The organism is Pseudomonas sp. NFPP28, from assembly GCF_900115535.1.
Classification (GTDB): Bacteria; Pseudomonadota; Gammaproteobacteria; order Pseudomonadales; family Pseudomonadaceae; genus Aquipseudomonas; species Aquipseudomonas extremorientalis.
Window position 1 is genome coordinate 933,972 of the sequence record NZ_FOWT01000001.1, and the last position, 13,504, is coordinate 947,475.

Sequence of the window (13,504 nt, forward strand, 5' to 3'; positions counted from 1 at the left end):
TTTTTGATCCAGCATTGCTCAACGCCGTACCGGACGCTTCTGCAACTTGCGCTGCAAGGTACGGCGGTGCATGCCCAGGGCGCGAGCGGTGGCGGAGATATTGCCTTCGTGCTCGGTCAGCACGCGCTGGATGTGCTCCCATTGCAGGCGGTCCACCGACATCGGGTTTTCCGGCACCAGGGTGTCGAGGTCGGCGTGTTCGGAGAGCAAGGCGGCCAGCACATCGTCGGCGTCCGCCGGCTTGCACAGGTAGTTGCAGGCACCGCGCTTGATCGCCTCGACGGCGGTGGCAATGCTGGAGTAACCGGTGAGGATCACCACGCGCATTTCCGGGTCGAGTTCCAGCAGCTTGGGCAGCAGCACCAGGCCGGAATCGCCGTCCATCTTCAGGTCGAGCGCGGCGTAGTCCGGCAGGTCGGCCTGGGCGATGGTCAGGCCCTCTTCGGCGGAGCCAGCGGTGCTGACGCGGAAACCGCGGCGGCTCATGGCGCGCGCCATCACGCGGGTAAAGGTGGCGTCGTCATCTACCAGCAACAGGTGCGGCAGTTCTTCGCCTTCGACTTGGATCTCGTCACTCATCGATATCTCCTCGTGCGACACGGGGCAGGCGCAGCTCGGTGAGCGTGCCACCTTCCTCATGACTATAGAGCTTCACTGAGCCGCCCGCGCGGGTCACGCTGGCCTTGCTCAAAAACAGGCCAAGGCCGAAGCCTTTGCCCTTGGTGGTAAAGAAGGGCTTGCCGATCTGCTCGGCAATGGCCAGCGGCACACCTGCGCCGTGGTCGCGAATGCTGATGGTCACGTCTTCGGCATCCCAGTCCAGCTGCACACCCAGGCCTTCAGGGCAGGCGTCGGCGGCGTTGTTCAACAGGTTGAGCAGCGCCTGGGTCAGATCCGGTGGTGGCGCCATGCGCGGCACCGTGCCCTGCCCTAATAGATGAAAACGGTAACTGGCTTCGGGGCGCATCAGGTGCCAACGGTTCAGGGCTTCATCGAGCCACTGGGTCACGTCCTGCATCTCCACCGCCAGGCGGCGATTGGCCTCGGCGGCGCGTACCAGTTGCTGCAAGGTCTGCTTGCATTGCTTGACCTGTTCGCGCAGCACGCCGAGGTCTTCCTGCAACGCAGGATCGTGGTGGTCCTGGGTCATTTCGTTGAGCAGCACGCTCATGGTGGCCAACGGTGTACCCAATTCATGGGCAGCGCCGGCGGCCTGGGTGGCGACAGCCAGCAGTTGCTGATCGCGCAGGCCTTCTTCACGGCGAATGGCGCGCAGCTCTTCCTGGCGGCGCAGTTCTTCGGCCATGCGTGCGGCGAAGAAGGTGATGACGGCGGCGGACAGCGCAAAACTCAGCCACATCCCGTAGATCTGCAGGTTTTCCCGGGCGATGGGAAAGGTTTGCAGCGGGTAGAAGCGCGCCAGTAACAGGGTGTAGAGGGTCAGGGCGATGCCCGACAGCACTACCGAATACCGCCACGGCAAGGTCACGGCGGCAATGGTCAAGGGCACCAGGTAATAAGACACGAATGGATTGGTGGAACCGCCGGAGAAATACAGCAACACACTGTGGATAAACAGGTCGCAAGCCAATTGCAGGGCGTACTCCAACTCGGTCACCGGCCAGGTGGTGCGCAACCGGATGGCGGTGAACACGCACAGTACGATGGAGAAACCCAGGGTCACGCCCAGTTGCAGCCACGGCAGAGGCAGCAGGTCGAACCAATAGGCGAGCCCGACGGAGCCGGCCTGTGCGGCCAGCACCAGCGTGCGGATGAACGTCAGGCGCCAGAGGTTCTGGCGGGTGGCGGAAGTCAGTTTTACGGCGGCGAGCATGAGCTCTCCCGGTGAGCGCTGCAGGCGGATCGGCAGGAGTATAAACGAAGCAGACCCACCGGCACGGCGCGTGTGGCTCTTTGCCGCAGGCCGGGCAAATGCCCGTTCGTCGGCATCGCTACAACATGTAGGTAATGTGTAAACCCGAAGAACCCGGTGCCACCGTCTACAGTCATACCGAACACGATCACCTCAAGGAGCTTTCATGTCTCGTTTCACTCGCAGTGCAGCTGTTATCACCCTCGGCGTGGCCACCCTGGCCAGCCTTCCGGCCGTGGCCGCCGAAGGATTGAACTACAACCAGATTTCCCTGCGCGCCGAGGTCAGCCAGGAAGTGGCCCGCGACAAGATGATCGTCACGCTGTACACCGAGTCCCAGAACAGCGACCCGGCCAAGCTCGCCGCCGAAATCACCACCACCATGAACAAGGCCCTGGGCCAGGCCCGCGAAGTCAAAGGCGTAACCCTGCGCCAGGGCAGCCGCAACAGCTACCCGATCTACGACAACAAGAACCAGAAGATCACTGGCTGGCGCGAGCGCGCCGAGCTGCGCCTGGAAAGTGCGGACTTCCCGGCGCTGTCCAAGCTCACTGGTGAACTGCAGAGCACCCTGAAAATGGAAAACATGGAGTTCTCCATCGCCGACACCACGCGCAAGTCCAGCGAAGATGCGCTGCTCAAAGATGCAGTCGCCGCATTCAAGGCTCGCGCTCAACTGGCCACCGATGCGCTGGGCGGCAAGGGCTACAAGATCGTCAACCTGAACTTCAACACCAATGGCTACCCGATGCCTTACGCCCGTGGCGGGATGATGATGAAAGCCGCGATGGCTGATTCAGCCCCCACACCTGAAGTGGAAGCCGGCACCAGCCAAGTCAACATGAGCGCCGATGGCGTGATTGAAGTGCAGATGCCGTGACCCCTACCTGATAGACCTGAACGGCGTTACCCTCGGTGGCGCCGTTTTCGTTTGGGCAGCTTATATACACCTGCCACTTCAGGGGTCTCCATGGAAAGAATTGCCTTAAAACCGCTCCTCCTCGCCGCCGGACTGCTGGCCTTCATGCCAGTGGCCCACGCGGCCAGTACCCTGGTCTATTGCTCCGAAGCCAGCCCCGCCGGCTTCGACCCCAGCCAGTACACCAGCGGCACCGATTTCGATGCTTCGGCCGAGACCGTGTTCAACCGCCTCACGCAGTTCAAGCGTGGCGGCACCGAAGTCGAACCTGGCTTGGCGACAAGCTGGGACATCTCCAAAGACGGCCTGACCTACACCTTCCATCTGCGCGATGGCGTCAAGTTCCACACCACCGATTTCTTCACCCCTACCCGCGATTTCAACGCGGATGATGTGCTGTTCACCTTCAATCGCCTGCTGGATGCCGACAGTCCGTTCCGTAAGGCCTACCCCTCCGAGTCGCCGTACTTCACCGACATGGGCTTGAACACCACGATCAAGAGCGTCGAGAAACTTGACGACCATACCGTGCGCTTCAACCTGAACAACGTCGATGCGTCGTTTGTGCAAAACCTGGCCATGAGCTTTGCCTCGGTGCAATCGGCCGAGTACGCCGCGCAACTGCTCAAGCAGGGCAAGGCCGAAGAGATCAATCAGAAACCGGTGGGCACCGGACCGTTTGTGTTCAAGCGCTACCAGAAGGATTCGCAGATCCGCTACGTAGCCAATAAACAGTACTGGAAACCCGAGGATGTGAAGCTCGACAACCTGGTGTTCGCCATCACCCCGGATGCTGCGTCGCGCCTGCAGAAGCTCAAGGCCGGCGAATGCCAGGTCAGCGGCTACCCGCGCCCCGCCGATATCGACGTGATGAAGCAGGACCCGAACTTGCGCGTGCTGCAGCAGGCCGGTTTCAACCTGGGCTTCCTGGCCTACAACGTGACCCACCCGCCGCTGGATCAGCTCAAGGTGCGCCAGGCCCTGGACATGGCCATCGACAAGCCGGCGATTATCAAGGCGGTGTACCAGAGTGCCGGACAATTGGCGCAGAACGCCCTGCCTCCGGCGCAGTGGTCTTATGACCCCACCCTCAAGGACGCCCCCCATGACCCGGTCAAGGCCAAGGCGCTACTAAAAGAAGCAGGGGTTGCACCAGGAACTACCATCAACCTGTGGGCAATGACCGTGCAGCGCGCTTCAAACCCGAACGCACGCATGTCGGCACAAATGATCCAGCAGGATTGGGAGAAGATCGGCATCAAGGCCAATATCGTCAGCTATGAATGGGGCGAATACATCAAGCGCGCCAAAAATGGCGAGCATGACGCCATGATTTATGGTTGGACGGGCGACAATGGCGACCCGGATAACTGGCTCGGCGTGCTCTACAGTTGTGCTGCGGTGAAGGGCAGCAACTACGCCAAATGGTGTAACCCGGCCTACGACAAATTGGTGCAGCAGGCCAAGGTCAGCAACGACCGCGAACAGCGCATCAAGTGGTATCAACAGGCACAAAAAACCCTTAAGGAACAAGTACCTATAACGCCTATTGCAAACTCGACGGTTTTCCAGCCCCTGCGCAAGGAAGTGCGGGACTTCAAGATCAGCCCCTTTGGCCTGACACCGTTCTACGGCGTGAGTCTAGATAAGTAACAGAAGCGCCCCAACCGAGTGCGCCAGACGCCTCGGCTGGGTCTTTTTGGTGCGACGGATGCACCGAAAAAACCCTCGAAATATACGCAAATATGTCGAAACTTTCATAATTGCGACATTCCTGTACGTTCGTACCACTGTTTCAGCCTCGCAACGGTTCAGCATCTTGCAATGGGTATGGCGCCTGCATAAGTATCCGCAGGCCGACTCACGAGGTCGCCCTCACCACCAAAAATGACAACAAATCATGAGGCCAACATGCTTAAACACGCAGTCATTCCGTTAATTGTTAGCGCTGGCCTTATGGCCGCAGCTCCTTTCGCCCAAGCGGCGACTAACCTGGTGTTCTGCTCCGAAGGGAGCCCGGCCGGTTTCGACCCAGGCCAGTACACCACCGGAACAGACTTCGATGCCTCGGCCGAAACCATGTTCAACCGCCTGACCCAGTTCGAACGCGGCGGCACCGCTGTGATTCCTGGGCTGGCTACCAACTGGGACGTGTCCCCGGATGGCTTGACCTACACCTTCCACCTGCGTGATGGCGTCAAGTTCCATACCACCCCGTACTTCAAGCCGACCCGTACCTTCAATGCCGATGACGTGCTGTTCACGTTCAACCGCATGATCAACAAGGACGATCCATTCCGTAAGGCCTACCCCACCGAATTCCCGTACTTCACGGACATGGGGATGGACACCAACATCCAGAACATCGAGAAAGTCGATGACCATACTGTCAAGTTCACCCTTGGCACCGTGGACGCCGCCTTCATCCAGAACCTGGCGATGAGCTTTGCCTCGATCCAGTCGGCTGAATACGCCGCCCAACTGTTGAAAGAAGGCAAGGCTGCGGACATCAACCAGAAGCCGGTCGGCACTGGCCCGTTCGTGTTCAAGAGCTACCAGAAAGACTCGAACATCCGCTACACCGGCAACAAGGACTACTGGAAACCTGAAGACGTGAAGATCGACAACCTGATCTTCGCCATCACCACCGACCCGTCGGTGCGCATCCAGAAGCTCAAGAAAAACGAATGCCAGATCACCCTGTTCCCACGTCCGGCCGACCTCAAGGCGCTGGGCGATGACAAGGCCCTGAAACTGCCGCAACAAGCCGGTTTCAACCTGGGCTATATCGCTTACAACGTCATGGACAAGGTCAAGGGCAGCGACCAGCCAAACCCATTGGCTGACCTGCGCGTACGCCAGGCGCTGGACATGTCGGTGAACAAACAGCAGATTATCGACTCCGTGTACCAGGGCGCCGGCCAACTGGCTGTCAACGCCATGCCGCCGACCCAATGGTCGTATGACACCACCATCAAGGACGCCAAGTACGACCCTGAGAAAGCCAAGTCGCTGCTCAAGGAAGCCGGCGTCAAGGAAGGTACTGAAATCGTTCTGTGGGCCATGCCGGTTCAGCGTCCGTACAACCCGAACGCCAAGCTGATGGCAGAAATGCTGCAAAACGACTGGAAGAAGATCGGTCTCAACGTGAAGATCACCAGCTACGAGTGGGGCGAGTACATCAAGCGCTCCAAAGGTGGCGAGAACCAGGCCATGATCATTGGCTGGAGCGGTGACAATGGTGACCCGGACAACTGGCTGAACGTGCTGTTCGGCTGCGACTCGCTGGCCGGTAACAACTTCTCCAAATGGTGCGACAAGAAATTCGACGGCATCGTCAAAGAAGCCAAGGCCACATCGGATGTCGCCAAACGCACCGAGCTGTACAAGCAGGCGCAACATATCCTCAAAGATGCAGTCCCGATGACACCTATCGCGCACTCGACGGTGTATCAACCCATGCGCAACACCGTACAGGACTTCAAGATCAGCCCGTTTGGCTTGAACTCCTTCTATGGCGTGAGCGTAAGCGGCAAGTAAGAAGCCATGACGGCGACGTTTCATAACGTCGCCGTTATTGCATCCGCCTGGCCCGTAGGAAACAGACCACGCTCGCAATCGTTGCCTCCTACAGCAACGAACTGCGATGCACGGCGCCGTTGCCTACAGGGTCAATCCGATTTGGCGCATTTACTGCGAAGTCCGCGACCCATAACGTCGTAGGACAGCAGAGGCTCCAAACTCGGAAAGGCACTTGCTGCGTGTGGGATCAGTGATGTCTCCCTGGCTGAATGCCGGGGTGATTGCTCGCTGATGACAACTACAAACAAGGATCGGGATCGTCATGCGCCATACCACCGTTCTATCCGCAATTTTTGGTACCAGCCTGCTGGCTGCGGCCACGATGGGCCACGCCGCTGACAAGCGGAGCCTAGTGTTCTGCTCGGAAGGCAGCCCGGCCGGCTTTGACACCGCGCAGTACACCACCGCCACCGATAACGATGCGGCCGAGCCGCTGTATAACCGCCTGGTTGAGTTTGAAAAAGGCGAGACCGGTGTCGTACCCGCGCTGGCAACCAAGTGGGATATTTCGCCGGACGGCCTGACTTACACCTTTCACCTGCGTGAAGGGGTGAAATTCCACAGCAACAAGGAATTCAAGCCGACCCGGGACTTCAACGCCGACGACGTGCTGTTCACCTTCAACCGCATGCTTGACCCCGACCATCCGTTTCGCAAGGCCTACCCCACCGAGTTTCCGTACTTCAACGGGATGAGCCTGAACAAGAACATTGCCAAGGTCGCGAAAACCGACCCGCACACCGTGGTGATCACCCTGAACACGGTCGATGCCGCGTTTATCCAGAACATTGCCATGAGCTTCGCCGCGATCCTGTCGGCCGAATACGCCGAGCAACTGCTCAAGGCCGGCAAGCCCAGCGACATCAACCAGAAGCCCATCGGCACTGGCCCCTTCGTGTTCCAGCGTTACCAGAAAGATTCGCAGATCCGCTATGTGGCCAACAAACAGTACTGGGACCCGAGCAAGGTCAAGCTCGACCAGCTGATTTTCGCCATCAACACCGACGCCTCGGTGCGCGTGCAAAAGCTCAAGGCCGGCGAATGCCAGGTGACCCTGCATCCGCGCCCGGCTGACGTCGACGCCCTCAAGGCCGACCCGAACCTGAAACTGCTGACCAAGCCGGGGTTCAACCTCGGCTATATCGCCTACAACGTGCGCCACAAGCCGTTCGACCAGCTTGAAGTGCGCCAGGCGCTGGACATGGCGGTGAACAAGCAGAGCATCCTGAACGCCGTGTACCAGGGCGCCGGGCAATTGGCCGTAAACGCCATGCCGCCGACGCAGTGGTCCTACGACGAGACTATCAAGGACGCCGCCTACAACCCGGAAAAAGCCAAGGAACTGCTCAAGGCTGCCGGCGTGAAGGAAGGCACCGAAATCACCCTGTGGGCGATGCCGGTGCAACGGCCGTACAACCCCAACGCCAAGCTGATGGCCGAGATGCTGCAAAGCGACTGGGCCAGGATCGGCCTCAAGGTCAAGATCGTCAGCTACGAGTGGGGCGAGTACATCAAGCGCACCAAGAACGGTGAGCACGATGTGAGCCTGATCGGCTGGACCGGCGATAACGGTGACCCGGACAACTGGCTGGGCACCCTCTACAGCTGTGACGCCATCGGCGGGAACAACTACTCCATGTGGTGTGACCCGGCGTACGACAAGCTGATCAAGCAAGCCAAGGTCGTGACCGACCGCGAACAACGGACTGTTCTGTACAAACAGGCGCAGCAACTGCTTAAAGCGCAGGTGCCGATCACGCCCGTCGCCCACTCGACGGTCAACCAGCCGTTAAGCGCCAAAGTCGAAGGGTTCAAGGTCAGCCCATTCGGCCGCAACGTGTTCTCGGGCGTCAGTATCACCCCATAAGAAAATAACCGGATTGCGCAGGGCGGCCCCCGCCTTGCTGCAAACGCGCGGCCTTTTGTTGGGATTTTTCCTACGCCAAACGTTTGCAATGGCTTGAACGAGTTACACACCCAATAGCCGGATCACCAAAAAAGACCGGCATTAAAAAGAGAACCAAAGGAGCTTCAACCCATGAAACTGAGCAGCAAAGCGCTTCTGGCCCTGGCCATCAGCAGCATCACGGCCACCGCCTACGCGGAACCCTCCAGCCAGGACTTCGTGCCGACCACACTGGCCGGCACCAGCGCGCAAAGCGAGGCCAAGGGCTTCATCGACGGTCAAAGCCTGGGCGGTACCACTCGCAACTGGTATGCGAACGAAATGAAGTTTCGCAACGACCGCTTCAGCTATCGCAAAGACGGCGTGAAAACGCCGATCTCGCGCCGTATCAACTGGGCCCAGGGCACCATCCTCAACTACACCTCGGGCTTCACCCAAGGCACTGTCGGGGTCAGCACTGAAGTCGCTGCCTACAACTTCATCGCCCTCGACCGCGACCGCAAAGATATCGCCGGCGGCTCCAACCGTACCCTGGCGGACTCCGGCGGCGACGCTGTAGGCCAGTGGAGCAAACTGGGCCTGGCCAACGTCAAGTTCCGTGTTTCCAACACCACCTTGACCGCCGGTCGCCAGAACTTCAGCACCGGTATCGTCGACACCATCGGCAACCGTGCGCTGCCTTCGAGCTTTGAAGGTGTGAGCTTCAACAGCGAAGAGTTCAGCAACCTGTCGTTCCAGGGCGGTATCTTCGATCGCGTTTCGCCGCGTACCGAGCAGAGCCTGTCGAAATTCCGTTCCGAATACGGCAATGGCCAGGAAACCGACAAGGTCAAGACCCTGGGCTTCAACTACCAGCCGTTCAAGAGCCTGAAAACCAGCGTGTTCGCCGCCAACGTCGAAGACTTCTGGAACCAGTACTACTTCGGCGCAACCCACGAACTGGGTGATGCTCAGACCCTGGCACTGACCACCGGCCTGAACTACTACAAGACCACCGACACCGGCAGCAAGAAGATGGGCAACATCGACAACGACACCTACTCGTTGTCCCTGGGCTTGACCCACCAGGCCCACAGCCTGACCTTCTCGTACCAGGAAGTGAACGGTGACGAGTACTTCGACTACCTGCACGAAACCAACGGCATCTACCTGGCAAACTCCCTGACTTCGGACTTCAACAGCCCGAACGAGAAGTCTTTCCAGATCGCCTACGCCATCAACATGGCCGAATACGGCGTGCCAGGCCTGAAGTTCAACGTCTACTCGGCGCGCGGTTGGGGCATCGACGGTACTCACTACAACGGCACCGCCTACGGCGAAGCCGGCGCATCGCGTAGCGACCTGCGCCTGATGGACGGCGAGAAACACCAGGAATACGGCGTTGGTACTTCCTACGCAATTCAGAGCGGCCCGCTCAAGGCCACTACGATCCGTGGCACCTACGTGACTCACCGCGCCAGCGCCCAACAAGCTGACGGCAACATCAAAGAGTTCCGCCTGGTCACCACCATCCCGTTCAACATTCTTTAATCAGCGCCAAGTAAGCGGCGGGCTCAGGACGAGCCCGCCGTCTACGTTTGTCTGGTCCCATCGATTGCAGAGGGCTCCGAATGAAATTGCTCCCACTACAAGCCGCCATGGCTGCCGCGCTGTTGAGCGTGGCCATCGGCGTTTCGGCCAAACCACTGGTGGTCTGCACCGAAGCCAGCCCGGAAGGTTTCGACCCGGTCCTGTACACCACGGCCGTGACGGCTGACGCCGCTGCTGAAACCATGTTCAACCGTTTGGTGGACTTCAAGCCAGGCACCACTGAAATTGTTCCCGCGCTCGCCAAGAGCTGGGAAATCAGTGACGACGGCCTGACCTATACGTTCCACCTGCGCGATGACGTCAAGTTCCACACCACCGACTATTTCAAACCCACGCGTAACTTGAATGCCGATGACGTGCTCTGGAGCTTCCAGCGCCAGTTGGACCCGAAACACCCTTGGCATAACAAATCCACCACGGGTTTCCCCTATTTCGAAAGCATGGGCTTCAAGGAACTGCTCAAAAGTGTCGAGAAGACTGATGACCACACGGTGGTCTTCACCCTGACGCGCCCTGAAGCACCGTTCCTGGCCGATGTCGCGATGCCGTTTACCGCCATCCACTCCGCTGAATACGCCGACAAACTGCTCGCCGCCGGTAAGACCGATGAGCTCAATAGCAAGCCGATCGGTACCGGCCCGTTCATCTTCATCCGCTACCAGAAAGATGCCCAGGTGCGCTTCAAGGCCAACCCGGAGTACTTCCGTGGCAAGCCGCCGGCCGATCCGTTGATCCTGGCCATTGCGGTCGACAACAACGTGCGCCTGCAGAAGCTCAAGGCCAACGAATGCCAGGTCGCGCTATATCCCAAGCCCGATGACCTGCCAAGCATCAAGAAAGACCCGAACCTGAAGGTCGATGAACTGGCGGCGATGACCACCGCCTACACCGCACTGAACACCACACACAAGTACATGAGCGACGCGCGGGTGCGTCACGCGATCAACATCGCGTTCGACAAAAAAGGCTACAACGAATCGCTGTACGGCAAAGGCAACGCTGTCGATGCCACCGGCCCGTTTCCCCCCACGCTGCTGGGCTTCAACGACAAGCTGAAAAACCCACCGCGCGACCTCGACAAGGCCCGTGCCCTGCTCAAGGAAGCGGGTGTGCCGGAAGGCACCGAGTTCACCCTGTTCACCCGTAACGGCGGCGGCCCGACCAACCCTAACCCGATGCTCGGCGCCCAGCGCATGCAGGCGGATCTGGCGCAGATTGGCCTGAAGGTGAATATCAAAGTCATGGAATGGGGCGAAATGCTCAAGCGTGCTAAAAACGGTGAACACGACATGGTATCCGCCGGATGGGCGGGGGATAACGGCGACCCGGATAACTTCCTCACGCCGAACCTGAGTTGCGATGCAGCGAAAAACGGCGAAAACTACGCGCGCTGGTGTAACAAAGAGTTTCAAGACTTGATCGACAAGGCGCGCGCTGTGGCTGAACCCGCACAACGCGCTGCACTCTATGAACAAGCCATGGACGTTTTCGACAAGGACCAACCATGGATCCCCATGGCTTACCCGAAAATGTTCACCGCTATGCGCAAGAACGTCGAGGGTTATACCCAAAGCCCTCTGACGAACAATAACTTCGCCACCACCCAGGTGAAGTAAATAAGAAAAACGCTCGGCGCCGTCGACATTGACGGCGCCGGACCTGCCTAACCGGCTGATTGAGGTACACGACAAGATGTTTAGTTTTATTGCCCGCCGACTGGGGTTATTGATCCCCACGTTCTTCGGCATCACGTTGCTCACGTTTGCGTTGATTCGCATGATCCCTGGCGACCCCGTCGAAGTCATGATGGGCGAGCGGCGCGTCGACCCCGAGATGCACGCACAGGCAATGGAACGCCTCGGCCTTAACAAGCCGCTGTATGCGCAATACCTGGATTACGTCGGCAAACTGGCCCAGGGTGACCTTGGCGAATCGCTGCGTACCCGCACCAGCGTGTGGACTGAATTCACCGCCCTGTTCCCCGCGACCCTGGAACTGTCCATGGCCGCCCTGTTGTTCGCCGGTATCCTGGGCCTGTTGGCCGGGGTGATCGCGGCATTGAAGCGAGGATCCCTGTTCGACCACGGGGTGATGGGTATCTCCCTGGCGGGATACTCGATGCCGATCTTCTGGTGGGGCCTGATCCTGATCATGTTCTTCTCGGTGAGCCTGGGCTGGACCCCGGTTTCCGGGCGTATCGACCTGCTCTACGACATCGAGCCGCGCACCGGCTTCATGCTGATCGACACGCTGCTGGCTGACGAGCCGGACGCGTTCTTCGACGCCCTGCACCACCTGATCCTGCCGGCCATCGTGCTCGGCACCATCCCGCTGGCGGTGATCGCGCGGATGACCCGTTCGTCGATGCTCGAAGTGCTGCGCGAAGATTACATCCGCACCGCCAAGGCCAAAGGCCTGTCGCCGACGCGCGTGGTGTTCGTGCACGGCCTGCGTAACGCACTGATCCCGGTGTTGACCGTGGTCGGCCTGCAAGTCGGCACGCTGCTGGCCGGTGCGGTCCTGACCGAGACCATCTTCTCGTGGCCCGGCATCGGCAAATGGCTGATCGAAGCCATTGGCGCGCGGGACTACCCGGTGGTGCAGAACGGCATCCTGCTGATCGCCTGCCTGGTGATCCTGGTGAACTTCGTGGTGGATATCCTCTACGGCTTCGCCAACCCACGCATCCGTCACCAGCGCTGAGATCATGACCATGACCACACCTACTCCAGTGTCAGCAGTCGATCAAAGCCTGCTGTACCCGTCCCCGTACAAAGAATTCTGGCAAGCCTTCTCCAAGAACAAAGGCGCGGTTGCCGGCCTGCTGTTCATGTTGCTGATCGTGTTCTGCGCGATCTTTGCCCCGTGGGTTGCACCGCATAACCCGAGCGAGCAATACCGCGACTTCCTGCTGACCCCGCCAGCCTGGCTGGAGGGTGGGCAGATGCAATTCCTGCTCGGCACCGACGAACTGGGCCGCGACCTGCTTTCACGCCTGATCCAGGGCTCGCGCCTGTCGTTGCTGATCGGCTTGTCGTCGGTGGTGATGTCGCTGATCCCGGGCATTCTGCTGGGTCTGTTCGCCGGGTTCTTCCCGCGCTTGCTCGGCCCGACCATCATGCGTCTGATGGACATCATGCTGGCCCTGCCGTCGCTGCTGCTGGCCGTGGCCATTGTGGCAATCCTCGGCCCTGGCCTGATCAACACCGTGATCGCCATCGCTATCGTGTCGCTGCCGTCCTACGTGCGCCTGACCCGCGCGGCGGTGATGGGCGAACTGAACCGCGACTACGTGACCGCCGCGCGCCTCGCCGGTGCCGGCCTGCCGCGCCTGATGTTCATTACTGTGCTGCCCAACTGCATGGCACCGCTGATCGTCCAGGCCACCCTGAGTTTCTCTTCGGCGATCCTCGATGCAGCGGCCCTTGGCTTCCTCGGCCTTGGCGTACAACCGCCAACCCCGGAGTGGGGCACCATGCTGGCTTCGGCCCGTGACTACATCGAACGCGCCTGGTGGGTGGTAAGCCTGCCGGGTCTGACCATTTTGCTCAGCGTGCTGGCAATCAACTTGATGGGCGACGGCCTGCGCGATGCGCTGGACCCGAAACTCAAGAACGCCGCCTGAGGAGATTCC

At 59.7% G+C, this 13,504-nt stretch carries 10 protein-coding genes; 8 read left to right on the forward strand and 2 right to left on the reverse strand.

Going from position 1 to position 13,504, the window contains the following annotated elements; all coding sequences use genetic code 11:
* Positions 1–18: 18 nt before the first annotated feature.
* Positions 19–579: a response regulator transcription factor gene (locus BM110_RS04420; protein WP_003171731.1), complete on the reverse strand. Its 561-nt coding sequence runs from the start codon at positions 577–579 to the stop codon at positions 19–21.
* Positions 572–1,834: an ATP-binding protein gene (locus tag BM110_RS04425; protein WP_058423028.1), complete on the reverse strand. Its 1,263-nt coding sequence runs from the start codon at positions 1,832–1,834 to the stop codon at positions 572–574. The genes BM110_RS04420 and BM110_RS04425 overlap by 8 nt, the downstream gene beginning before the upstream one ends.
* Positions 1,835–2,039: 205 nt before the next feature.
* Here BM110_RS04425 and BM110_RS04430 point away from each other — a divergent pair, with 205 nt between their 5' ends.
* The 8 genes from BM110_RS04430 (at position 2,040) to BM110_RS04465 (ending at position 13,495) form a co-directional block, all read left to right on the forward strand.
* Positions 2,040–2,753: an SIMPL domain-containing protein gene (locus BM110_RS04430; protein ID WP_071491113.1), complete on the forward strand. Its 714-nt coding sequence runs from the start codon at positions 2,040–2,042 to the stop codon at positions 2,751–2,753.
* A gap of 90 nt (positions 2,754–2,843) precedes the next feature.
* Positions 2,844–4,445: an ABC transporter substrate-binding protein gene (locus BM110_RS04435; protein ID WP_093512506.1), complete on the forward strand. Its 1,602-nt coding sequence runs from the start codon at positions 2,844–2,846 to the stop codon at positions 4,443–4,445.
* A gap of 258 nt (positions 4,446–4,703) precedes the next feature.
* Positions 4,704–6,332 carry an ABC transporter substrate-binding protein gene (locus tag BM110_RS04440; protein ID WP_093512508.1) on the forward strand — a complete coding sequence of 543 codons (1,629 nt, stop codon included), beginning with the start codon at positions 4,704–4,706 and terminating at the stop codon, positions 6,330–6,332.
* 304 nt (positions 6,333–6,636) lie between these two features.
* Positions 6,637–8,241 carry an ABC transporter substrate-binding protein gene (locus BM110_RS04445; RefSeq protein WP_093512510.1) on the forward strand — a complete coding sequence of 535 codons (1,605 nt, stop codon included), beginning with the start codon at positions 6,637–6,639 and terminating at the stop codon, positions 8,239–8,241.
* A 171-nt stretch (positions 8,242–8,412) separates the two neighbouring features.
* Positions 8,413–9,810 carry an OprD family outer membrane porin gene (locus BM110_RS04450; RefSeq protein WP_093512512.1) on the forward strand — a complete coding sequence of 466 codons (1,398 nt, stop codon included), beginning with the start codon at positions 8,413–8,415 and terminating at the stop codon, positions 9,808–9,810.
* A gap of 80 nt (positions 9,811–9,890) precedes the next feature.
* On the forward strand, positions 9,891–11,486 hold the full coding sequence (locus BM110_RS04455; protein WP_093119891.1) for an ABC transporter substrate-binding protein: 1,596 nt from the start codon (positions 9,891–9,893) through the stop codon (positions 11,484–11,486).
* Positions 11,487–11,562: 76 nt separating this feature from the next.
* A complete protein-coding gene (locus BM110_RS04460) occupies positions 11,563–12,573 on the forward strand; it encodes an ABC transporter permease subunit (RefSeq protein WP_025856266.1) in 1,011 nt (336 codons plus the stop codon).
* A 10-nt stretch (positions 12,574–12,583) separates the two neighbouring features.
* Positions 12,584–13,495: an ABC transporter permease subunit gene (locus BM110_RS04465; RefSeq protein WP_010213191.1), complete on the forward strand. Its 912-nt coding sequence runs from the start codon at positions 12,584–12,586 to the stop codon at positions 13,493–13,495.
* The last annotated feature ends 9 nt before the right edge of the window (positions 13,496–13,504 follow it).